The organism is Nocardia sienata NBRC 100364 (assembly GCF_001613205.1).
GTDB classification, from domain to species: Bacteria; Actinomycetota; Actinomycetes; order Mycobacteriales; family Mycobacteriaceae; genus Nocardia; species Nocardia sienata.
Genome location: NZ_BDBX01000004.1, coordinates 73,795 through 95,500 on the forward strand (window position 1 = coordinate 73,795; position 21,706 = coordinate 95,500).

Here is a 21,706-nt window from a genome sequence, read left to right on the forward strand (position 1 = left end):
CGGTCGCAGAGCCCAAGGCACCCCCGGCGAAGCCGGGTGCGGTGAGCACTCCGGCCCGAACGCCACACCGATAGCCCGGATGTGGTGCGCGCAGCCGCGAGCGATCGGTCCGCCCACCTCCCCACGGCCCGACCTCGCGGGTACGCCCCGCGGCCACGGCCCCGACGCCTGTCACCTCCGGTGTCCGGGGCGGGCGCGCGTCCCCCTCACCGGCCCAGAAGGCCTGCATACTGGACGTCATGCCGTGGTCCGGGCTCGTCGAAACTGTGCTCGACCTGCATGTCACGACGACCGCGGCGACTTTCGTATTCGCCGCCGTCACGGCGGTGTGCCTGGCGACGCTGGTGGTCCGCCTGCACCGTCGCTGGTTGCGCACCGGGGTCGCCGTCGTGGTGGCGGCGGCCGTGCTGTCGGTGATACTCGCCGCGGTCCTCATCGAGAAGGTCTGGCGGCCCTTTCCCGATCCCCTGCCCCTGTCGGTCTACGTCTGGTCGGGGCTGGCGATTCTGGCGGTGGCTCTGACCGTCGGCCGCGGGTTCGTCCGGCGCCGGGACCGGTCGCGGCCGCTGGTGGCGACCGGACTCGTCGCGGCGGCCGTCGCGGTCGTGCTCTGTGCCGCCGGCGGGATCAACGCGGGGTTCGACGCATACCCGACGGTGCGGACCGCGCTCGGCATGACCGACTACCGGACCGTGCCGTTCGATACCGCGCTGGCACCTTCGGTGCCCGGCGGATCTCCGTCACCGGCGAACTGGGCCCCGCCCGCCGATATGCCCCAGACCGGCGCGGTGACCCGGGCCGCCGTTCCCGGTGCCGTGTCCGGGTTCCCCGCCCGTGACGCGCGGATCTATCTGCCTCCGGCGTACTTCACCGAGCCGCGGCCCGCTCTCCCGGTGCTGGTTCTGCTCGCCGGGCAGCCGGGCACCACCGAGGACTGGCTCGTCGGCGGCCGACTCGCCGGCATCATGGATGCCTACGCCGCCGAGCACCGAGGGCTCGCGCCGGTCGTGGTGCTCGCCGACGGAACCGGCGGCCGGCTGGCCAACCCACTGTGTGTGGACTCGCGGCTCGGTAACGCCGCGACCTACCTGGCCGTGGACGTACCGAATTGGATACGCATCCATCTGCAGGTGAACCCGGATCCGCGCGGCTGGGCGGTGGGTGGGCTGTCCTACGGCGGCACCTGCGCGCTACAACTCGCCACCACCCGGCCCGAGGTCTATCCCACCTTCCTCGATCTGTCCGGGCAGGCCGAACCGACCCTCGGCGACCGCACGACCACGATCCGGGAGGTCTTCGGCGGCGACGCCGATGCCTTCGCCCGGAACAATCCCGCCGATCTGCTGGCTCGCCATCGCTACCCCGATTCGGCCGGAGCGTTCGTCGTGGGTCTCGGCGACACCGGATACCGCGCCGCGATCGAACGGCTGGCCGACGCCGCGCGCGCAGCCGGAATGGATGTCCACCTCACCGAACTGCCCGGCGGGCACAGCTTCGCCGTGTGGTCCGCCGGTCTGGAGAAGGAGCTGCCATGGCTCGGACACCGTCTCGGTCTGGACGCGTCGTGACGACCCGCGTCCTGGCGGGCCTCTCCCGCGCGCCCGTATCTCTCGGTTTACTGGCGGTGATCTGGATTCTCGCGGTGATCACCGGGGCGTGGGCGAAGGGCTCGTCGCACGAGTTGGCTGCGCGCGTTTCCCTCGGGCTCCCGACCCTGGACACAGGGTACGTCTGGACCCTGTGGACCTCGGGACTGTTCGCCTCCGGGACGGGTGGCTATCTGGTGGCGACTGTATTCGTGCTCGCTGTCGCGGTGCCGGTGGAACAGCGCATCGGCAGCCGGCGTTTCGCGATCGCGGTATTCGCCGCCCAGGGCGCGGGCGCCGCGCTGGCGCTCGCCGCGGCGAGGCTCGCGTCGACGGTGCCGAACTCCTGGGGTCTGGAACTGCACGGCCACCTGACGGCGGATCCGCTGCCGTGGGTCTTCGGGGCACTGCTCGCCGCCAGCGCGGCGATGCACACCCTGTGGCGCCGGCGTATCCGCGCGCTGCTACTGGTGATCCTGGTGACCACGGCCCTGTTCGCCGGACATCTGTCGGATGTGACGCGATTATGTGTCGCGCTGGCGGGTCTGTTCATCGGACCACTGCTGTTCGGGCGTTCCGCGCGCGGCCCGGTGCTCGGCGGAACGATACGGGAGCGGCGCACACTCGTCGCTCTCGTCGTCGCGGCCAGTGTCCTCGGCCCGATCTTCGCCACGTTCTCCCCGCATGCCATCGGCCCCCTGTCGTCCCTGCGTGAACTGTTCGATCAGGTGCCCTACAGTGCGCGCGAGCTGGTCGACATCTGCGCCGATCCGGCCCTGCGCGACGAGTGCCGCAAAGGGCAGCAGGCACTGCGCCTGTCCGGTATCGGACCGCTGACCATGAACATCCTGCCGTCGATGCTGCTGCTCGTCGGAGCCGAGGGACTGCGTCGCGGCCGGCGCGCGGCCTGGCTGCTCTCGGTCGGCGGGCATATCGTGCTCCTCGCCCTCGCCGGCATCAGTGTGATCGTGCGGACTATCGAACAGGACGAGGCGCGCTGGGTGCTCTACGGCATCCACCGGCACAGCACGGTGTACCGGGATTTCGCTCCGCTGCTCGCCCTGATCGCGGTCCTCGTGCTGTTACTGGCCGCCCGGCGGCTCTTCGATGTGCGCGCCGCGGGCGGGACGTATCGCCGGGTCTGGCTGGGTACGCTCGCGGCGGCGGTGGCCGCGCTCGCGATCTATGTGGTGGCCGGGACACTGCTCGCCGGCGGTTTCGATCGCGACCCCGGGGCCGGCACTCTGCTGCGCGATGCCCCGTTGCGGTTGCTACCGCCGGTGTACCTCCAGCTCTTCGAACCGCCGGTCCTGCCGCTGACCCCGGCGGCGACCCTGCTGTTCGAGTGGGTCGGCGTGCTCGTCTGGGGGACGTTGTGCCTGTTGATGCTGCGCAGTTTCTTCACCCCGCCGGCCGGGTACGACCTCGGCGGTGAGCGCCGCGTGCGGGAGCTGCTGCACAACCCCGGCGGCGGTTCCCTGTCGTGGATGACCACCTGGGCCGGCAACAGGTACTGGTTCAGCGGCGACGACCGGCACGCGGTGGCTTATCGGGTGCACTCCGGTGTCGCGCTGACCACGACGGACCCGATCGGTGAGCGCCGCGGTCTGGCCGCGGCGGCCGACGAGTTCGCGGCCTGGTGTCTGGGCAACGGGTGGACTCCGTGCTTCTACTCCGTCGGTCCCGATACCGCGGCCCTCGCCCGGGAACACGGCTGGAGCTGCCTGCAGGTCGCCGAGGAGACGATCGTCGAACTGGCCGGTCTCGCGTTCAAAGGCAAGAAATTCCAGGATGTGCGGACCGCCCTGAATCGGGCGGGTAAGGAGGGAATCGAGGCGAGGTGGACAACGTTCGCCGAGGCGCCGCTGGCGGTGATCGAGCAGATCGTCGAGATTTCCGAGGAGTGGGTCGCGGACAAGGGATTGCCAGAGATGGGTTTCACCCTCGGGGGTCTGGCCGAACTGCAGGACCCCGAGGTCCGGCTGCTGCTGGCCGTCGACCGCGACGACCACGTCCACGCCGTCACCTCCTGGATGCCGGTGTACCGGAACGGCGCCCTCGTGGGCCTCACCCTGGATTTCATGCGGCGCCGCGCCGACGGATTCCGGGTGGCGATGGAGTTCCTCATCGCCTCGGCGGCATTGTCGGCCCAGGAGCAGGGGCTCGAGTTCCTCAGTCTGTCCGGGGCCCCGCTGGCCGGCGCCGACAGCACCGAACCCGGCCTCGACCGGAGTGCCCTCGACGGTCTGCTCGATCTGCTGGGCCGCACCCTGGAACCGGTCTACGGCTTCCGGTCGCTGCTCGCCTTCAAGGCGAAATTCCAGCCGCGGCACCGGCCCGTGTACATGGTGTTCCCCGATGCCGCGGCTCTGCCGGCCATCGGGATCGCCGTCGGCCGGGCGTATCTACCGCATCTGTCGCTCGAGGAAACCGGGCAGTTGCTGACCCACCTGCTTCGCCGCTGAACCACCGCGCCGGGGCCGGGAAAGCGACCGGCTGTCAGCGACGCAGGGAGGTCTCGCGATCCAGGCGCGCGAGCTTGACCGGGCTCCGGACCGCGTACAGCCCCGTGATCAGTCCCTCGTCGAGACGGATCGCCACGACGGTGTCGGCCTTACCGTCGAGTTCGATGATCAGCGCCGGATGGCCGTTGATTCCGGCCGGGCGCAGGACCGCGGCACCCGCGATCCGGCCCAGCACCTCGGCGACCGGCCCGGAGCCCACCACCGGCGTCGACGCCGCCCGCACGACACCGCCTCCATCGGTCAGAAGTACTACATCGGGGGCCAGGATATCGAGCAGATTCCGCAGATCGCCCGTATCGACCGCCCGCTGGAAAGCCGTGAGGGCGGCGCGGGTCTCGGCCGCCGAAACCGCGCCGCGGGGACGTCGCGCCGCGATATGGGAGCGGGCTCGGTAGGCGATCTGGCGGACCGCCGCCGGGGTCTTGTCGACAGCCTCGGCGATCTCCGCGTGGTCCAGTCCGAACACTTCGTGCAGTACGAACACCGCCCGCTCCACGGGGGCGAGCGTCTCCAGCACCAGCAGCATCGCCATCGACACGCTGTCGGCCAGTTCGACATCCTCGGCCACATCGGGTGTGGTCAGCAGCGGCTCGGGTAGCCATGGGCCGACATAGGACTCCCGGCGACGGCCGAGCGCCCGCAGACGGTCGAGCGCCCGCCGCGTGGTGATCCGCACCAGGTAGGCACGGTGATCCCGGATCGCGCCGAGGTCGACGCCGACCCACCGCAACCAGGTCTCCTGGAGCACGTCCTCGGCGTCGGCGGCCGAGCCGAGCATTTCGTAGGCGACGGTGAAGAGTAGGTTGCGGTGGGCCACGAAGAGTTCGGTGGCGGGGTCGGGCCCGTCGGCGGCGGCCGAATCGTCGGCGGGCGTGATCTGTGCTGAACCGTCCATGGGTGCTCCTGCTTCCTCTCGACAGTCTCATCAACAGACGCCGCTCGCAGCTGGGCCGTAACACCGGTCGGCAGTGATCCATGCCACGCCACCGGGTTGTTACGCGGGCCCGGAGCCCACCGTCTCATGGTCGTTCGAATGCACTCGACCAGTGAGGACCCGATGATGGAACCCCGTTTCGACCTGAACTCCAACGAACTCGCCGCCAAGATCGGCCGGCGATTCGCCGCCACCAGCCTGGCGATCATGCAGTCCGGGCTCCCGAAGGCGACCCTCGAGTTGGTGGAACTGCGTGCCAGTCAGATCAACGGCTGCGGTTTCTGCGTCGACGCCCACGCCAAGGAGCTGGCGGCGGCGGGAGAAGCCGCTGTCCGGATCAACCTCGTCGCCGCGTGGCGCGAGTCCACGGTGTTCACCGCGGCCGAGCGGGCCGCCCTGGCGCTCGCCGAAGAGGGCACCCGGATCGCCGACGCGCAGCCGGGGGTCTGCGACGAGACCTGGGCCCGGGTGCGCGAGCACTACGACGACGACCAGATCGCTGCCCTGGTGTACTTGGTCGCCATGATCAACGCGGCCAACCGGCTCGGTGTGATCCTGCATCAGAAGGGCGGTTCCTACGAGGCCGGCATGTTCGCGGCCATGGCGGACTGATCGGCCCGCGCGCCCCGTCCCGGCCCGGGCCCGCGCGACCCGGACCGGGAGGGCGCGACCTCCAAGACCAGTTTTCCTGTGGTGGCACCCGATTCGATACGCCGGTGCGCCTCCGCCGCCCGGTCCAGGGCCAGTGTGGCCACCTGAACGATCAGTTCCCCCGCGGTCACCGCGCCGACCGCCCGCCGCATCGCGGCGCCGGTTTCCACGGGGTGGGCGGCGGCGAAGGCGGCCAGATTGAAACCGGAGACCGTCCTATTGGTGAACCACAGCTCATTGGCGGACAGACCCACATCGGCGGCGCCGGACGCATTGCCCATCACCACCATCCGGCCCATCGGCGCCAGCCGGTCCAGGCTCGCGCGGCGGGTGGGGCCGCCGACCATATCGACGACGATATCGAACTCGCCCGCGGCGGCGAGCTCCTCACGCAGGATCACCTCGTCGTAACCGAACTGCCGGGCGATCTCCTTCTTGGCGGGACTGCCGACCGTGCCGACCACCCGGCCCGCACCCAGGAGCCGGGCGGCCCGGCCGAGCTGGCTACCCACTCCCCCGGCAGCCGCGTGCACCAGCACGCTCTCGCCCGGCTCGATCCGGGCGACCCGGTCCAGCACCAGGAACGCGGTCGTGCTGTTGGACGGCACCGCCGCGGCCACGGCCGGGCTCAGGCGCGTCTCGTCGAACGGGACCACCAGGTCGGCGGCGGTGACCACCACCTCGGCGTATCCGCCACTGTCGACGATGGTCAGGGCGGCGACGGGGTCGCCCACCGCCGGCCCCTCGACTCCCGCTCCCAGCGCGCGGACCCGGCCGGATACCTCGATCCCCGGGACGAAGGGCAGCGCGACGTCCACCACGCCCTGCCGGTACAGGATCTCGGCGAAATTCGCGCCCGCGTAGGCCACATCGATGGCGATCTGTCCTGGTCCGGGCTCGGGGACGGCGACGGTCGTCGGCCGAAGCACCTCGGCCGGGCCGAATTCGGGAATGACCATTGCGCTCATCTGCTCGTTGCTCATGACAACGATCCTGCGGGCATCCGGAACCGGGAGGCAGTGTCAGTTCATGGGGGGTGTGGCACCACCAGGCCGAGCGCGCATCAACTCGTCGAGCCGATCGCCGGTGCCGGTCCCGGCGACCGGGTTGTGCAGGATCAGGTGGTGGCCGGGAAACTCGGGCAGCGGGAAGAGGGTGGCCTCGAAGGTCAACGGGCCGGCCTCAGGGTGTGCGACGGCCTTGATCGCGGTGGTGTGCTCGGCCGCGTCGTGGCGTGCCCACAGTTCGGCGAACTCCGGGCTGACCAGCGCCAGGTCCCCGGCGAGGCGGTCGAACTCCGGGTCTTCGGGATAGCGCGCCGAGTCGGCCCGGAAACCCGCGACGGTTTCGGGCGCGATGCGCTCCCAGTGCTGGTTCAGCGCCCGGAATCGCGCATTGGTGAAGTAGGAGACCAGACAGTTGTGGTCGGTGTCGCCGTAGCCGAACACCACGCGCGCCGCATCGTTGACCGCGGTGAAATTCCAGTGCCGGTCCCGGATATACGCCGGCCGGGGCGCCCAGGTCGCCAGCAACCGCCGCAGCTGTGGCGAGGCCGGGATCGAGGCGGCGGCCTGCCGCTGCGGCGGCTCGAGCCCCGCCAGCCGGTACAGATGGGCGCGCTCCACCTCGTCGAGGCGCAACGCTCGCGCCACCGCGTTCAGTACGTCGTCGGACACCTTGATATCGCGACCCTGTTCCAGCCATGTGTACCAGGACACCCCCACCCCGGCCAGCACCGCGACCTCTTCGCGGCGCAACCCGGGCGTCCGGCGCCGGCCGGTATCGAGCAGCCCGACCGCCGCGGGGGTAAGCCGTTCCCGGCGGCTGCGCAGGAACTCACGGAGTTCCGCTCGCCGCCGATCACGAGCGGCCGCGGGCCGCGGCCGGTCATCGGTACTCATTTCTCCACGATAGATCGGCCGGGAGCCGGGGCGGCGACACTGTCCCAGGCGTGCATCGCATGGTCCACCACCCGCTGGGCGTCCGCACGCGAACAGCCGTCGCGGGTGCGGATCGCCAGGCCGTGCAGGACGGTCAGATAGAACGAAGCCATGGCTTCGATATCCGCACCGGCCGGTATGTCACCGTCGGCGCGCCCGCGCTCGAGCCGGGCGAGGAGTTCGGCACGGTCGCGGGCCCGCAGTTCCGCCAGCAGGTCTCGGACATGGGTGTTGTCCGGGGTGACATTGGTCGCCGCCAGTACCACCATGCAGCCCAGCGGCGTCGCCGGGTCGAGGTTGGCGTCCACCCGCTGCCGCAGCATCGCCTCGACCGCTTCCCGCGCGGTGCGCAGCCGGTCCATCGGGCGAGGGGTCGCGCTCCCGTAGAGCTCGACGGCTGCACGGAACAGCTCCTCTTTCGAGCCGAAGGCGGTGTACAGGCTGCGCGCACCGATACCCATCGCGGCGGTGAGATCGCTGATCGAGACGCCCTCGTACCCGTGTTCCCAGAACAGGTACATGGCGGCGCGCAGCGCGGCGTCCCGATCGAAGCCACGCGGGCGGCCAGGACCCGGCATCACACCTCCACTCTGCGTTGTTGACATGCCCATGCTATCCACGGTACCTATTTGTGCAACGATCACTGCACAAATATCAGGAGCTTGAAATGGGTCTAAACGGAAAAGTGGCACTGGTGACGGGCGGGAGCCGGGGTATCGGCGCCGCGATCGCGCAGCGACTGGCCGCCGACGGCGCGGATATCGTGCTCACCTACAACACCGCGGCCGGCCCCGCCGACGAGGTGGTCGCGCGGATCCGCGATACCGGCCGGCGCGCGCTGGCCGTGCCCGCGCCCGCCACGGACCCGGAGGCGGTCCCCGCGGCGGTGGACCGGACCGTGGCCGAGTTCGGCAGACTCGACATCGTGGTCAACAACGCGGGCATCTTCCCCTACGGCACCATCGACGAACTGACCATGGAACAGTTCGACGAGACCATGAACCTGCACGTCCGCGCCGCGTTCGCGGCCGCGCGGGCGGCGAGCCCGCATCTCGGCGAAGGCGGTCGCATCATCAGTATCGGAAGCAATCTCGCCGAACGGGCCACCCGCCCGGGTCTGAGCCTGTACTCGATGAGCAAGGCCGCGCTGATCGGTTTCACCAAAGGACTCGCCCGCGATCTGGGCCCGCGCGGTATCACGGTCAATGTGGTGCAGCCGGGTTCGACCGATACCGAGATGAATCCCGCCGACAGTGCGCCCGCCGACGCCCAGCGGGCGGCCACCGCGCTCGGCCGGTACGCGGCGGCCACCGAGATCGCCGCCGCCGTCGCCTATCTGGCGGGCGAAGGGGGCGCCTTCGTCACCGGCAGCACCCTCACGGTCGACGGCGGCGCCAACGCCTAGAGTTCACCACCCCGCCGCCGCCTGCTCCTCGATCCGGCTCAGCGCCTGATAGATCTCGCTCTCCAGCGCGAGTAGTTCGATATCGCCCTTACGGCGCGGCCGCGGCACATCGATGGAGAACTCGCGGTACACCCGGCCCGGCCGCGGCGACAACAGGATCACGCGGTCGGCCAGGTACACCGCCTCACCCACATCGTGGGTGACGAAGACGACCGTCCGGCGGCGGCTCTCCCACAGCGCCAGCAGATCCCGTTGCAGCTGGATCCGGGTCAGGTGGTCGACGGCGCCGAACGGTTCGTCCATGAGCAGAACCGCGGGTTCGGTCGCCAGGGTCCGGGCGATTCCGGCCCGCTGCCGCATACCCCCGGAGAGTTGGTGCGGATACTTCCGTTCGAAACCGGCCAATCCGACCTGGGCCAGGTATTCCGCCGCGGCCGCGCGCCGCTGCGCGCGGGGCACCCCGCGGAACTCCAGGCCCAGCTCGACATTGCGGGCCACGGTGCGCCACGGATACAGCGAGGCATCCTGGAACACCACGCCGATCCGGCTGTTCGTCCCGGCGACCGGTTCGCCCTCGAACAGCACCTCGCCCTCGGTCGTGTCCTGGAGCCCGGACAGGATGTCGAGCAGTGTGCTCTTGCCGCAGCCGCTGGGGCCCAGGAGGACGACGAATTCTCCTTCGCCGATGGTCAGGTCGATTCCATCGAGCGCCCGCACCGGCGGGTCGGTGGGAAATTCTCTGCCCACACCGCGTACTTCGAAGGTTGCCACGGACATACCTCGCTGATCGTGTCGTGCCGTCGCGGGGTCAGCGCGCGGGCCGCGGGTAGGTGAAATCCTTCACGTACTCCTGCGGGATGAACTGCGTATCGATGTACTTGTCGGCGTCGTAGCGCACATCCTGCAGGCCCATTTCGATTTCGATGTCCTGGGTGTCGCGGATGGCCACCGGATCGACGGCCGGGTTGTTGTCCCAGATGTCGTCCTCCTGCCGCAGGGCGAGTTCCACCGCCTTCGGATCGATGGTGCCGAGCTTGGCTTTCAGCCACGGCAGGTACTCGTCGTAGTGCTCTTTCGCGTAGGTGTAGGCCTTGAAGTAGGCACGCAGGCTCCGGCGCAACAGGTCCGGATCGTTATTGATCACTTCGTTTCCGGCGATCAGCACGCCGGTGTGATAGGTCGGCAGATAGTCCCAGCCGCGGGCCAGTGTTACCGATTTGCCCTGGAGTTCGCCCAGCGCGGGGAACGGCTGGTGGATGACGGTCGCGTCCACCTGACCGCTGGTGAGGGTGCCGTAGGCCTGCTCGTTCACGCCGTTGGCGATGAAGCTCACCTCGTCGGGATCGACACCGTTGGCGGTGAGGATCTTGCGCGTGTAGGTCTCCATACTGCTACCGGCCGTGGCGATCCCGATGGTTTTGCCGCGCAGATCGGCGAAGGATTTGATCTCGGGGCGCGCGATGAGGAAGAACGGCCCCTTGCTCCGGAAGGCCGAGCTGATGATCTTGATCGGTGCGCCCTTCTCGGCCGCCCGCAGATAGTTGCTGGTCGGGCCGAAGGCGAAGGTCAGCTCCCCGGTCGCGACACCGGTCACCGCATCCTGGACCTGGGTGAATTTCACCTCGAGGTTCTCGGCGTCGAAGAAACCCTTCTCGACACCGAAGCGGATCGGCAACTGCGTATAGGAGGTGCTGTCCTGCAGGGTCAGCACGCTGCGGCCGTCGGCGGCGGAACCTCCCTCCCCCGCGAGCGATTCGACGGTACCGGAGCAGCCGGTCGCCGCCAGGACCAGCGCCACCACGCCGGCGAGAACGGCCAGAGATCTCTTCTTGAACACAGTTGTTCCCTAAGTTTGTAGGTGTCTGGGGTTGGTGCCCTGGATGCCCAGGGCGGTGGGGTGTAGCTGATAGTTGTTTGCCTCTGTCGAGGCTCCGAAGGACTGGCTGCCCCGCCGCGCTGGACGCTCCGGCTGCTGATTGAGAGCTTGTTGCGGTCGTCGCTGGTCAGGGATCTGACGGCGGGGTTGTCCACGGGCTCGAACTGCAAGGTCCTTCGATATGCGAGTCGGCGATTGCCGGAGGTCAGGCGTACTTCCAGCGGAGAAGGACTTTCTTCTCGAGCAGATTCACGGCCGCGATGATGAGAACCGAGAACACCGTGATGGACAGGACCAGCGCGAACAGGGTCGCGGTGTCGTAGACGCCGATAGCGCGGTTGAGCATATTGCCCAATCCCGCCTTGGAGGCGATGATCTCCGCGAACAGGGCCGCCACCAGTGCGGTGCCCGCCTCGATCCGCAGCGCGGCGACGATGCTCGGCGACGCGGACGGCAGGATCACCTTGACGATCGTCTGCCACCGGGAGGCCCCGTTCGCCCGGGCGACCTTGAGATGGCTCTCCTGGACCTGTTTGATCCCGGCGATCGTGTTGAACACGAACAGGAAGTAGCCGAAGAGGAAGACGATCACGATCTTGTGGTTGACGCCCACCCCCAGGTACAGGGTGAGCAGCGGGATGATGGTGACCTTCGGGACGGCCATGGCGCCGCCGATGAACGGGTTGAGGAACCGCTCGGCGATACGCGACAGCCCCATATAGATACCGGTCGCCACCCCGAACACGAACGCCAGCGCCGTCCCGACGACCGCCTCGTACAAGGTGATCAGCAGATTACCGAAGAGGTGCTCCTCGGTGATGAGCCGCGGGAACACACCGAGCACCTGGGTCGGCGAGGCCAGATAGATCGATTCCACCCGCCCCGAATCCACCAGCCACTGCAGGATCGCCAGCACCACGGCGACGACCGCGAGCTGGCCGGCGGCGACGGCGAGATTCCTCGGGGACATTGCCGCACGCAGTCGCCGGCCCGCCGACTGCTTCCGGGGCCGCACTGCGGCCGGGCGTACGACTACTGCCTCGGCTTGGTCGAGAGCCACCGTCATGGTCCTTTCAGTTCGGTTCCGACAGCAGCGGGCGCCGGTCGACGTGCCGGTTGCCGGGACGTTCGAGGCTCAGGTGATCGCGGAATGTCGTGCCCGCGTATTCGGTACGGAACAGGCCGCGCCGCTGCAGTTCGGGTACCACCAGTTCGGTGAACGCCTGCACCGAGCCCGGCACGAAATCGGGGAAGATATTGAACCCGTCGGCCGCGCCTTCCTCGAACCAGCGCTGGATGTGGTCGGCCACCTCGACGGGGTTCCCGACCACGGTCCGGGAGCCGACGGTGATGCCGTTGATCAGGTCGAAATAGGTGATCGGCGCCGCGCCCTCGACGGTGCGCCGGGTCGTCTCGGTGATACCCGCGAAGACCTTGCGGCCCGCCGGAGCCGAGGAGTCGAACACCTCCCGAGACACCGGGTCGTCGATGCCGTATCCGGTCACATCCACCTCGAGCACCTGGGAGACCGAGGCGAGGTTGCGTTTCAAGCCCTGCCCGAGACCGCCGAAACGCACCGAATCGACGGTTTCGTGTGCGGGATCCAGCGGCACCAGCGAATTCAGCCGGTCGTAGATCCGCACGGCCTGCGCGGTGGTGGGGGCCACCACCACGCTCAGCCCGGGCAGAATCTGGATCTCGTCGGCGCTGCGGCCGTATCGGGCCGCGCGCGCCTTCACATCGGCGTAGTACTCCTTGGCCGACTCCAGATCGGGCTGGCCGGCGAAGATCACATCGGCTTCCCGGGCGCCCAGTTCCCGCGACCGGTCCGACGTGCCCGCGTGCAACAGGATCACCTGCCCCTGCGGCGGCCGCGCCACATTCAGCGGTCCCTTGACCGAGAAGTGTTCTCCCACATGGTCGATGGTGTGCAGTTTGGTCTCGTCGATATAGCGCCCACCGGCCTTGTCCCGGGTGAACGCGTCGTCCTCCCAGCTGTCCCACAGCGCGCGTACCACCGCCACGAACTCGTCGGCCCAGTCGTAGCGCTTCTCGGTATCCCAATGACCGTCGCGGCCGAAGTTGTACGCCGCGGCGCCGTCGGCGCCGGTGACCAGGTTCCACGCCGCCCGGCCCCGGCTGAGATGGTCCAGCGAGGCGGTGAGCCGGGCGACGGTGTAGGGGTCGTAGTAGGTCGGGTTCGCGGTGACCGCGATCCCGATATGCGAGGTCGCGGCCGCGATGGCGGAGGCGACGGTGAACGGTTCCATCCGCGACATCTGGGCCGGGTTGGTCTTGGCCAGCGCCGGATCGGTGGCCAGCCGGTCCCCGAGGAACAGGAAATCGAATTTCGCCGCTTCCACCAGCCGGGTCACCTGCTGGATGAACTCGATATCGAAGGCGCCGTCGGCGCGAGCGCCGGGATACCGCCATCCGGCGGTATGGGTGCCGGTGGCCCAGAACATGAGCCCCAGATGCAGTTCTCTGCGTGTACCGGACATGGTCACTGCCCTCCCGCTCGGGTGTTCTCGTGGGCCCAGCGGTTATCAGGCCGGTTCAGGCCGAGGTGTTCGCGCAGGGTCCGGCCGGTGTAGTCGGTACGGAACAGTCCGCGCCGACGCAGTTCGGGGACGACGAGACGGACGAAGGTCTCGAACTGTTCGGTGAGGTAGGCGGACTGGATATTGAAGCCGTCGGAAGCGCCCGATTCGAACCACGCCTGGATGTAGTCGGCGATATCGGCCGGGCCGCCCACCACCACGTGACCGCCCACGATATGAGTGTTGAGCAGATCGCGAACGGTCAGCGGATCGTCGCCGCCCACCCCACGGCCGGTCCGGGCCGCGGCGGTGCGCACCAGGGCCCGGCCTGCCGGGGTGAACCGCGCGGCGGTCGCGTCGTCCAGCGGATCGGTCAGATCGCGGGCGGTGAGATCGACACCCACACGCTGCGACAGCGCCCCGAGGTTCCGCAGACCCGGCCCCTGCGCCTCGCGCGGCGCGGCGCTGCCCACACCCCACTGTTCGGGCTCGCGGCCCCCGTAACGGATATCGTCGTCGAGCACGAGCAGGTCGTTGAGCCGGTCGTAAAGAGCGCGGGCGGCCTGCCGCGTCTCGGCCACGATGGGAGTGAGGCCGGGCAAGATCGCGATCGACGACCGCGCCCGGCCGAAACCGGCCGCGCGCCGCCGGATCTCCTCGGCGTAGGCCTTGCCCTGCTCGATCGTGGCGGCGGCGGCGAAGATGACATCCGCCTCGCGCGCGCCGAGATCGCGGGAGCGGTCGGAGGTACCCGCGTGCAGGATCACCGGCTGGCCCTGCGGCGGCCGGGCCATGTTCAGCGGGCCCCGGATCCGGAAGGAACGCCCGCGGTGGTTCACCGGATGGATACGGTCGGCGACCACGAACTCGCCGGTTTCCTTGTTACGGACGAAGGCGTCGTCCTCCCAGCTGTCCCACAGATCGCGGACCACGCCGACGAATTCGTCGGCCCGGTCGTACCGGGCCGACGCGTCGCCGTGTTCGGTGCGGGTGTAGTTGGCCGCGGCCCGGTGATCGGCGCCGGTCACGATATTCCACGAGGCCCGCCCCGCCGAGATGTGATCGAGCGAGGCGGTGAGCCGGGCCAGATTGAACGGTTCGTAGTAGGTCGGATTCGCGGTGACCACGATCCCGATCCGGCTGGTCGCCGTGGCGATATAGCCAGCCGCCGTGAACGGTTCGATCCGCGCCAGCACCGAGGTGTTGGTGTACTGATACTCCGGCCCGGTGGCGAGCCGGTCACCGAAGAAGAAGAAATCGAACTTCGCGGATTCCGCGAGCTGCGCCAGTTCGACGAGGTATCCCCCGTCGAAACCCCGGTCGTGCACGGCCTCGGGCAGGCGCCAGCCCGCCGGATGGGTGCCATTGGACCAGTACATGTAACCGAGGTGCAGCTGCCGGTCGGCGCCGGATTCATCGGACATATCCGCCTCTGCGTGGATCGAAGGGATGGTGCTCAGGGCCGGGTCGCGGTACCGGTGACCTGTCCGGGCGCTCCGCTGAGGTCGCCGGCGAACAACGCCGTGAGTTCGGCGAATTCGGCCGGGGTGGGCCGCCAGCGGGAGGCCGCGAGATTGTCGTCGAGCTGGTCCGGCTCGGTCACCCCGGCGATCACGCTGGATACCGGGTCGTGGGCGAGCAACCAGCCGAAGGCCAGCGCGGTCGGCGTGACCTCGCGGGCCCGGGCGAACTCGGCGTATCGCTCCAGCGCCTCCCACGGCGCGGCGTCGAGCAGATGTTTCTTGAGGTTGGTGATCTTGCGGCCGGCCGGTACGGCATCGCGCCGGTACTTTCCGGTGAGCAGTCCGTTCTGCAGCGGGAAGTACGGGAAGAAGCCCAGCCCGTAGGCGGCGAGCGCGGGGAGCAGTTCCTTGGCCGGCTCCCGCCACAGCAGGTTGTACTCGTTGGTCGCCGAGATGAACCGAGTGTGCCCGTTGATCCGGGCGAGGTGTTCGGCGTCGGCCACCTGCCAGCCGGCGAAATTCGACGTGCCGAGGTAGCGGACCTTTCCCTCACGGACCAGGTCGTCGAGCACCGACAGGGTCTCCTCGATGGGGGTGACCGGGTCGGGCGTGTGGATCTGGTAGAGGTCGATCCAGTCGGTCCGCAGCCGGCGCAGCGACGCCTCCACCGCGAGACGGATGTAGCGGCGCGAACCGCGCACTCCCCAGTCGGGGCCGTTGAGTCCCGCGAGCCCGATACCGAACTTCGTACCGATGACGACCCGGTCGCGCCGGTTGCCCAGCGCCGCGCCCAGCATGGTCTCGCTCTGCCCCGGCCGGTCGCCGTAGACATCGGCGACATCGAAATAGGTGATCCCGAGATCGAGTGCCCGCCCGACGATCCGGTCGACCGCCTCCTGTGTATCGGCGATCATCCCGGTCCGGCCGAAGGTACTGGCCCCGATCCCGACTTCCGACACCACCAGTCCCGAACGGCCGACGCTGCGGAAACCCTCCGGCAGCGCACTGCGCACCGGGGCGCCGGGCAGGGAGGTACTGGTGACGGCTGTGGTCATGGTCTTCTTTCCCACGATCCGGAGCACGGGGCCCGGCGGCCCGCGAACTGTCCCGGAACTGACTTTTCGAACACCGTCACGCTAAGAGCGCAGACAACTTCGAGCAACACATCTCGTTCCACAAAGCGGAATAATTGACGGAGACAGAAATTCGTGATTATGCAGGTAGAAGCGCCAAGGATTCGATTTCACTCCCAGTCGCCCCCTGTCGACAGCGGCTAGTATTCCGGCTATCGGAATCTGGGCCCCTCCCATTCCAGGGCAGCCGGCCGGAAAGGACACCACGTGGCGGTCAATCAGTCCGGGCTGCAGACGGTCTCGCGCGCACTCGCGGTACTGCGATGTTTCCAAGGAGATGTCGAGCTGGGCGTCACCGAGATAGCCCGGGCGCAGAACCTGCCGATGAGCACCACCCACCGGCTGCTGCAGGCGCTACTCGAATCCGGGTTCGTCGAACAGGACGAGCGGACGGGCCGCTATCGGCTCGGCGTCGCGCTGGCCGAGTACGGCCAGCTCTCCTATCGGCGCCATCTGGTCTATCTCGCCGAACCCCATATCGAGCAACTCGCTGCCGAGACCGGCACCGCCGTCTCGCTGGCGACCCGGCACGGGGGCGACGCCGTCAACCTCGTGTTCACCCGCTGGCGTGAGGCCCACGGGCACAATCTTTCCGAGGTCCGCTTCCCGCTGCACGCCAGCGCGATCGGCAAGGCGCTGCTCGCCTGGTCGCCGGTGACACGGGAGGAACTCGAGGCGCTCCCCTACCATCACGGCACCGACCGCACACCCGCGGACGCAGAGTCGCTCACCGCCGAACTCGAGCTCGCCCGCAAAGCCGGATACACGATCAACGACGAGCAGACCGAATGGGGCTACCGCATCATCGGGGTCCCGGTTCTGGACCGAAACGGTCATGCGCGGTTCGCCCTCGGCATCCGGGGAACCACCCAGCTCATGATCCCCGAGCGGATCCCATTCCTCGCCGATCTCGGGCGCGTCACCGCCACCGCGATCGCCGCCACACTGTTCCGGGACACGGCGCACAACCATTGACCCGGCGCAGCCACCTGCGTCCGCTGCAGTCACCACGATGCGCCGGGTTCCCGACCGCGGTGGATCCTCAGCCGACGATCAGCGGCGCGATGTAGGAGTGCGCGAATGCGGTGAGTTGTTCCTCGGATCCGAGGTCCAGCGCGCTGACGGGTTGCAGGACCAGGGAGTGGACCACCCGGCTCGCGATCTCGACCCGTGTGGTGAGGTCGGGAACCTCGGGGAGTCCCCGCTGCCGCATCGCCTCGGCGAGGAGGGTGGTGGCCACACTCACGGCCATGGTGAAGAAGGCGCCCCCCTCGGTGGTCACCTGGGGCAGCAGCCGGCCGGGCTCGAGGGCCAGCACCCGCTTGATCATGCCGTGGGTTCGCCAGCGGGTGATCACCGTGACGAAGATATCTGCGACGATGGCCTCGAGTCCTTCGTGGCGTGCGGGAATGCCCTCGAGTTCCGCGAGCAGTGTGCCCACCTCCCGCGCGCTCACCGCGCGGACGAGCTCGTCGCGGGAACCGATCCTCCGATAGATGGTGCCGCGATCGACCTCCGCCTGTCGCGCGACATCCCCGATGGTCGTCTTCTTCACCCCGTACGTCTCGAACTGCGCACGCGCGGCGTCGAGTATGCGGGTTTCGATACCGTCGGCGGTGGACCGGTCTTGCGAGGTAGCGGCAGGGGCGGACACAGGACCACGCTAGCAGCGATCAGTAATTCTGCAACAATCTCAAAGAATTTGTTGCGACAACATTGCAAGGCAATCTGTTGCATTGTACGGTCGTCGTATGGCTGACGACAGTGCCACCACGAGCACCTACCGGGAAGAAGCCCACGCGATCCATGCCCGCGATGTGAGCTTCGACTTCTCGACGGTCCCCATGCACTACATCCCCGGGGAAGTGCTGGCGACCCATGTGACCAATGTGATGCACCTGGTACTGCCGGAAGGAGAGCGGGCCATGGCCGCGTGCCTGGCCGAAGCGCTACCCGCGATCGACGACGAACGCCTGCGCGAAGAGGTGATCGGGTTCATCGGCCAGGAGTCGATGCACGCCAGTAGCCACGAGGGCGCCCGCCAACACCTGCAGTCGATAGGGCTCGATGTCGACTCCTATGTCGAGAAGATCGCCTGGTTGGTCGACCGGGTACTGGGCGAGCACGGACTGAGCGGCCGCGCCGAAGAGGAATGGCTCAAGGAACGCCTGGGGCTGTTCGCGGGAATGGAACATTTCACCGCGGTGATCGGCGAGTGGCTGCTCGAATCGAAGGTGCTCGAGGAACTCGGTATGCATCCGACGATGCTCGATCTGGTGCGGTGGCACGGCGCGGAAGAGGTCGAGCATCGCAGCGTGGTCTTCGACGCCTATATGCACGTCGACGGCGGGTACGCCCGGCGCGTACGCACCGGTCTGCTCGCCAGCGGACTGCTGCTGCCCCTGTTCGTGATCTCCACCGCCTACCTGTACCGCAAGGATCCGAGCCCGGCCAAGGGCCGGTTCTGGGGTCAGCAGTTCATCAGCGCCACGCTGCGCGGCGTGATTCCCAGTTTCACCACCTTCTTCACCGAGATGCCGCGCTACCTGCGGCCGAGTTTCCATCCCTCCCAGCTCGGGTCCATGGACAACGCCCTGCGCTATCTGGCGCACTCCCCCGCGGCGCGCTCATGACCACCGCGCACCCCGCGCCCCCGGGTCTGCGGATGATCGGCCTGGCGGTGGACGTGTACAAAAAGGTGTTCACCAATCCCGCGCTCTCGCCGCCGAACCCGGTGCGCCGCAGCGGCTTCGACCTCGACGTCGTCGTGGATGGGATCCGGGAGGAGGCGTTCGATGTGGCGTCGCTGACCCTGGCCCGGACAGACGGTGAGCAGTTGCCGTCGTGGCGGCCCGGCTCCCACATCGACGTCTTCCTGCCGTCGGGGCGGCAACGCCAGTACTCGTTGTGCGGCGACCCCGCCGACCGCGACCGCTACCGGATCGCGGTCCGCCGGATACCGGACGGCGGCGGTGGCTCGCTCGAGGTCCACGACCTGCGACCCGGTGACACCCTGCGGATCCGCGGACCGCGCAACGCCTTCACCTACGTCGATTCCGCACCGTCCTACCTGTTCCTGGCCGCCGGTATCGGCATCACCCCCATCCTGCCGATGGCGCGGGCGGCCGGGGACCGCGGGCGACTGATCTATCTCGGCCGCTCCCGGGAGACCATGCCGTTCCTCGGTGAACTGCCCCCCGGCACCGATATCCGCCCCGACGACGAGGCCGGCCCACCCGATATCCCGGCACTCCTGGCGACTGCCCGGCCCGGCGCGGCGGTGTACGTCTGCGGACCGCCGCCGGTCCTCGAGGCCGCCCAGCGTTCCCTGTTCGCGCTTAACCCGAGCGGATCGCTGCACACCGAACGGTTCTCGGCGCCGCCGGTGCGCGACGGACGCGAATTCGACCTCACCCTTGCCAGATCCGGGCGTCAGGTCCGGGTCGGCGCCACCGAAACGACCCTCGACGCCATCCGCCGGGTCGAGCCCGGTGTCGTCTACTCCTGCCGCCAGGGTTTCTGCGGCACCTGCAAGATCGGCGTCGCGGCCGGTTCGGTCGACCACCGCGACCACCTGCTGAGCGACAGCGAACGCGCCGGCCACATGCTCACCTGTGTCTCCCGGTCGGCCGGCGGACCGCTGGTACTCGATCTCTGATCCCGAAAGGCCCTCAGCCTCATGAGCCCACGATTCGCGCTGTCCCCCTCCGACGACGCCTTCCTGGACACCGCCCCGCACCGCTACACCCATATCGTCGACATCCCGGCCCCGGCGCAGCAGGTGTGGGACACGCTGGTCGCCGACGACGCGCTGGTGTCGTGGTCGCCGGTCGTCACGGCGGCGAGGTGGACCTCACCACGTCCGTTCGGTGTCGGCACCACCCGCGATGTCACCCTCGGTGGCCTGATCCGGCTGGCGGAACGTTTCTACCGCTGGGACGAGGGTTCCCGGATGACGTTCACCGTGGACGCCGCCTCGGTGCCCGGGCTGAACCGCTTCGCCGAGGACATCACCTTGCTCCCGCTGGCCACCGGTACCCGGCTCGTCTGGACCTTCGCCCTCGAGGGCAGCGCGGTACTGCGCCCGCTGCTGGCCGCGGCGAGCCCGGTGAACCGTTTTGTCACCAAGACCATCGCCGCCGGCACCGGCCGCCGGGTCCGTATCGAGACAGTGGGGGCGCGATGAACGACCGCACACCGGAACACCACAGCATCGTCGTACTCGGCGCCGGATTCGGCGGGATCGGGCTGGCGATCAAATTGCGCGAGGCCGGTTTCGACGATCTGGTACTGATCGAACGCGCCGACGATCTCGGCGGCACCTGGCAGGCCAACACCTATCCCGGCTGCGCCTGCGATGTCCCGTCCCAGCTCTACAGCTACTCGTTCGCGCCGAACCCGGACTGGTCACGCACCTACGGTAAACAGCGCGAAATCCTGGAGTACCTGCGCCGGGTCGCCATCGACCACGATGTGGTGCGGCATATCCGGCTGGGCACCGAACTGACCGAGGCCCGCTGGGACGAAGGCGCCCAGCTGTGGCGGATCCAGACCTCGCGCGGTCCGCTCACGGCCGATTTCTTCATCTCGGCCGCCGGTGTCTTCGCCGAAGCCAAATACCCCGAACTCCCTGGTATCGACACCTTCGAGGGCACCGCGTTCCATTCGCTGCACTGGGACCACGAGCACGACCTCACCGGTAAGCGGGTGGCGGTCATCGGCACCGGCGCCTCCGCGGTGCAATTCATACCCGAGATCGCGCCGCGGGTGGCCGCGCTGACGGTGTTCCAGCGGTCCGCGCCGTGGATCGTGCCGCGAATGGATCGCCCGACGTCGAATGTCGAGCGCACCCTGCTGCGCCGTCTCCCGCTCGCGCAGAAGGCGATCCGCGGTACCTGGTACACCCTGATCGAAGGGTTCGGCCTGGTGGGTTTCGTCGACAATCGCTTCCGTCATCCGTACGAGATGCTCGGCCGGCTCCAGTTGCTGCGCCAGATCCGCGATCCCGAGCTGCGCCGCAAGGCCACCCCCGATTACGTCATCGGCTGTAAACGCGCGATCTTCTCCGACGCCTACCTGCCGGCGCTGGACCGGGCGAACGTCGAAGTGGTCACCGACGGTATCGCCGAGGTGCGCCCGCACTCCATCCTGACCCGCGCGGGTGTGGAGATCCCGGTCGACACCCTCATCTACGGCACCGGGTTCACTCCCATCCCGACCGCTTTCGAGCGGATCGTCGGCCGCGACGATGTCTCGATCGCCGACCTGTACCACAAGCGGCCGCAGACCTATCTGGGTGCGGCGATGGCCGGCTTTCCGAATTTCTTCTGCACGCTCGGCCCCTTCGGCGCCGCCGGTAACCAATCCGCCATCTTCATGCTCGAATCGCAGATCGCCTACATCGTCGACGCGCTGCAGACCCTGCGCGCCCGCGGCGCCCGCCGGGTGGAGGTGCGACAGGAAACCCAGGATGCCTTCGTCGAGGAGATGGCCCGGCGCAGCGCCGACACGGTCTGGCTGACCGGCGGCTGCCAGAGCTACTACACCACTCCCGACGGCGGCAATGCGGGTCTCTACCCGAACTGGAGTTTCGAATACCGGTGGCGCACCAAACAGTTCGACGTCGAATCCTATGAGGTGACCCGGTGAAACC

Annotated in this window: 20 protein-coding genes; 9 read left to right on the plus strand and 11 right to left on the minus strand. The window is 68.5% G+C overall.

Features of this window, described 5'->3' with window-relative positions:
• The first annotated feature begins 239 nt into the window (after positions 1-239).
• Together NS4_RS03315 and NS4_RS03320 are read left to right on the plus strand one after the other, a co-directional pair.
• The gene (locus tag NS4_RS03315) at positions 240-1,568 is read left to right on the plus strand and encodes an alpha/beta hydrolase (RefSeq protein WP_063057989.1); all 1,329 of its coding nucleotides are present in this window, start codon (positions 240-242) and stop codon (positions 1,566-1,568) included.
• On the plus strand, positions 1,565-4,051 hold the full coding sequence (locus tag NS4_RS03320) for a bifunctional lysylphosphatidylglycerol flippase/synthetase MprF (RefSeq protein WP_439955754.1): 2,487 nt from the start codon (positions 1,565-1,567) through the stop codon (positions 4,049-4,051). The genes NS4_RS03315 and NS4_RS03320 overlap by 4 nt, the downstream gene beginning before the upstream one ends.
• 34 nt (positions 4,052-4,085) lie before the next feature.
• On the opposite strand, the gene NS4_RS03325 is transcribed toward NS4_RS03320, so the two are convergent.
• Positions 4,086-5,006, minus strand: coding sequence for an RNA polymerase sigma-70 factor (locus tag NS4_RS03325; protein ID WP_063057991.1), 921 nt, complete (start codon positions 5,004-5,006; stop codon positions 4,086-4,088).
• A 165-nt stretch (positions 5,007-5,171) separates the two neighbouring features.
• Between NS4_RS03325 and NS4_RS03330 the strand changes: the two genes are divergently transcribed.
• Positions 5,172-5,657 (plus strand): carboxymuconolactone decarboxylase family protein, encoded by a 486-nt coding sequence (locus NS4_RS03330; RefSeq protein ID WP_063058368.1) that lies wholly within the window; start codon positions 5,172-5,174, stop codon positions 5,655-5,657.
• Here the strand turns inward: NS4_RS03330 and NS4_RS03335 are convergent.
• From NS4_RS03335 to NS4_RS03345, 3 genes are read right to left on the minus strand one after another with little or no spacing between them, the layout of a single operon-like run.
• Positions 5,621-6,679 carry a quinone oxidoreductase family protein gene (locus NS4_RS03335; protein WP_084486631.1) on the minus strand — a complete coding sequence of 353 codons (1,059 nt, stop codon included), beginning with the start codon at positions 6,677-6,679 and terminating at the stop codon, positions 5,621-5,623. The two genes, NS4_RS03330 and NS4_RS03335, sit on opposite strands and share 37 nt — an antisense overlap.
• A gap of 39 nt (positions 6,680-6,718) precedes the next feature.
• Entirely contained in the window at positions 6,719-7,597 is an 879-nt protein-coding gene (locus NS4_RS03340) for a helix-turn-helix transcriptional regulator (protein ID WP_063057992.1), read from the minus strand.
• Positions 7,594-8,214 carry a TetR/AcrR family transcriptional regulator gene (locus NS4_RS03345; RefSeq protein WP_063057993.1) on the minus strand — a complete coding sequence of 207 codons (621 nt, stop codon included), beginning with the start codon at positions 8,212-8,214 and terminating at the stop codon, positions 7,594-7,596. The genes NS4_RS03340 and NS4_RS03345 overlap by 4 nt, the downstream gene beginning before the upstream one ends.
• 89 nt (positions 8,215-8,303) lie before the next feature.
• Here NS4_RS03345 and NS4_RS03350 point away from each other — a divergent pair, with 89 nt between their 5' ends.
• Positions 8,304-9,041: an SDR family NAD(P)-dependent oxidoreductase gene (locus NS4_RS03350; RefSeq protein WP_063057994.1), complete on the plus strand. Its 738-nt coding sequence runs from the start codon at positions 8,304-8,306 to the stop codon at positions 9,039-9,041.
• Positions 9,042-9,044: 3 nt separating this feature from the next.
• On the opposite strand, the gene NS4_RS03355 is transcribed toward NS4_RS03350, so the two are convergent.
• From NS4_RS03355 to NS4_RS03380, 6 genes are all read right to left on the minus strand, one after another.
• Positions 9,045-9,818, minus strand: coding sequence for an ABC transporter ATP-binding protein (locus NS4_RS03355; RefSeq protein WP_157105872.1), 774 nt, complete (start codon positions 9,816-9,818; stop codon positions 9,045-9,047).
• Positions 9,819-9,849: 31 nt separating this feature from the next.
• Positions 9,850-10,878, minus strand: coding sequence for an ABC transporter substrate-binding protein (locus tag NS4_RS03360; protein WP_063057995.1), 1,029 nt, complete (start codon positions 10,876-10,878; stop codon positions 9,850-9,852).
• 244 nt (positions 10,879-11,122) lie between these two features.
• The gene (locus NS4_RS03365; protein WP_063058370.1) at positions 11,123-11,977 is read right to left on the minus strand and encodes an ABC transporter permease; all 855 of its coding nucleotides are present in this window, start codon (positions 11,975-11,977) and stop codon (positions 11,123-11,125) included.
• Between the two features lie 13 nt (positions 11,978-11,990).
• Positions 11,991-13,418, minus strand: a complete 1,428-nt coding sequence (locus NS4_RS03370) for an LLM class flavin-dependent oxidoreductase (protein WP_063058371.1) — start codon at positions 13,416-13,418, stop codon at positions 11,991-11,993.
• A gap of 2 nt (positions 13,419-13,420) precedes the next feature.
• Complete coding sequence (locus NS4_RS03375) at positions 13,421-14,881, minus strand: NtaA/DmoA family FMN-dependent monooxygenase (protein ID WP_063057996.1); 1,461 nt, start codon at positions 14,879-14,881, stop codon at positions 13,421-13,423.
• 32 nt (positions 14,882-14,913) lie between these two features.
• Positions 14,914-15,975: an aldo/keto reductase gene (locus NS4_RS03380; RefSeq protein WP_084486811.1), complete on the minus strand. Its 1,062-nt coding sequence runs from the start codon at positions 15,973-15,975 to the stop codon at positions 14,914-14,916.
• Between the two features lie 285 nt (positions 15,976-16,260).
• Here NS4_RS03380 and NS4_RS03385 point away from each other — a divergent pair, with 285 nt between their 5' ends.
• Positions 16,261-17,028 (plus strand): IclR family transcriptional regulator, encoded by a 768-nt coding sequence (locus tag NS4_RS03385; RefSeq protein WP_063057997.1) that lies wholly within the window; start codon positions 16,261-16,263, stop codon positions 17,026-17,028.
• Between the two features lie 67 nt (positions 17,029-17,095).
• Here the strand turns inward: NS4_RS03385 and NS4_RS03390 are convergent, their stop codons facing one another.
• Entirely contained in the window at positions 17,096-17,707 is a 612-nt protein-coding gene (locus tag NS4_RS03390; RefSeq protein ID WP_063057998.1) for a TetR/AcrR family transcriptional regulator, read from the minus strand.
• A gap of 97 nt (positions 17,708-17,804) precedes the next feature.
• On the opposite strand from NS4_RS03390, the gene NS4_RS03395 reads away from it, so the two are divergent.
• Genes NS4_RS03395 through NS4_RS03410 form a run of 4 tightly spaced genes read left to right on the plus strand, consistent with a single transcriptional unit; the run spans position 17,805 to position 21,702 of the window.
• A complete protein-coding gene (locus NS4_RS03395) occupies positions 17,805-18,686 on the plus strand; it encodes a metal-dependent hydrolase (RefSeq protein ID WP_063057999.1) in 882 nt (293 codons plus the stop codon).
• On the plus strand, positions 18,683-19,711 hold the full coding sequence (locus tag NS4_RS03400) for a PDR/VanB family oxidoreductase (RefSeq protein ID WP_063058000.1): 1,029 nt from the start codon (positions 18,683-18,685) through the stop codon (positions 19,709-19,711). Before NS4_RS03395 ends, NS4_RS03400 begins: the two co-directional genes overlap by 4 nt.
• 21 nt (positions 19,712-19,732) lie before the next feature.
• Positions 19,733-20,239, plus strand: a complete 507-nt coding sequence (locus NS4_RS03405) for an SRPBCC family protein (RefSeq protein ID WP_063058001.1) — start codon at positions 19,733-19,735, stop codon at positions 20,237-20,239.
• Complete coding sequence (locus NS4_RS03410) at positions 20,236-21,702, plus strand: flavin-containing monooxygenase (RefSeq protein ID WP_063058002.1); 1,467 nt, start codon at positions 20,236-20,238, stop codon at positions 21,700-21,702. The genes NS4_RS03405 and NS4_RS03410 overlap by 4 nt, the downstream gene beginning before the upstream one ends.
• Positions 21,703-21,706 lie beyond the last annotated feature (4 nt).

Excerpts from the sequence above, each read along its gene's own strand:
- NS4_RS03315 (WP_063057989.1), top strand. The coding sequence starts at position 240 with ATGCCGTGGTCCGGGCTCGTCGAAACTGTGCTCGACCTGCATGTCACG.
- NS4_RS03325 (WP_063057991.1), bottom strand. The coding sequence starts at position 5,006 with ATGGACGGTTCAGCACAGATCACGCCCGCCGACGATTCGGCCGCCGCC.
- NS4_RS03330 (WP_063058368.1), top strand. The coding sequence starts at position 5,172 with ATGGAACCCCGTTTCGACCTGAACTCCAACGAACTCGCCGCCAAGATC.
- NS4_RS03335 (WP_084486631.1), bottom strand. The coding sequence starts at position 6,679 with ATGAGCAACGAGCAGATGAGCGCAATGGTCATTCCCGAATTCGGCCCG.
- NS4_RS03340 (WP_063057992.1), bottom strand. The coding sequence starts at position 7,597 with ATGAGTACCGATGACCGGCCGCGGCCCGCGGCCGCTCGTGATCGGCGG.
- NS4_RS03345 (WP_063057993.1), bottom strand. The coding sequence starts at position 8,214 with ATGCCGGGTCCTGGCCGCCCGCGTGGCTTCGATCGGGACGCCGCGCTG.
- NS4_RS03350 (WP_063057994.1), top strand. The coding sequence starts at position 8,304 with ATGGGTCTAAACGGAAAAGTGGCACTGGTGACGGGCGGGAGCCGGGGT.
- NS4_RS03355 (WP_157105872.1), bottom strand. The coding sequence starts at position 9,818 with ATGTCCGTGGCAACCTTCGAAGTACGCGGTGTGGGCAGAGAATTTCCC.
- NS4_RS03370 (WP_063058371.1), bottom strand. The coding sequence starts at position 13,418 with ATGTCCGGTACACGCAGAGAACTGCATCTGGGGCTCATGTTCTGGGCC.
- NS4_RS03375 (WP_063057996.1), bottom strand. The coding sequence starts at position 14,881 with ATGTCCGATGAATCCGGCGCCGACCGGCAGCTGCACCTCGGTTACATG.
- NS4_RS03380 (WP_084486811.1), bottom strand. The coding sequence starts at position 15,975 with ATGACCACAGCCGTCACCAGTACCTCCCTGCCCGGCGCCCCGGTGCGC.
- NS4_RS03395 (WP_063057999.1), top strand. The coding sequence starts at position 17,805 with ATGGCTGACGACAGTGCCACCACGAGCACCTACCGGGAAGAAGCCCAC.
- NS4_RS03400 (WP_063058000.1), top strand. The coding sequence starts at position 18,683 with ATGACCACCGCGCACCCCGCGCCCCCGGGTCTGCGGATGATCGGCCTG.
- NS4_RS03405 (WP_063058001.1), top strand. The coding sequence starts at position 19,733 with ATGAGCCCACGATTCGCGCTGTCCCCCTCCGACGACGCCTTCCTGGAC.
- NS4_RS03410 (WP_063058002.1), top strand. The coding sequence starts at position 20,236 with ATGAACGACCGCACACCGGAACACCACAGCATCGTCGTACTCGGCGCC.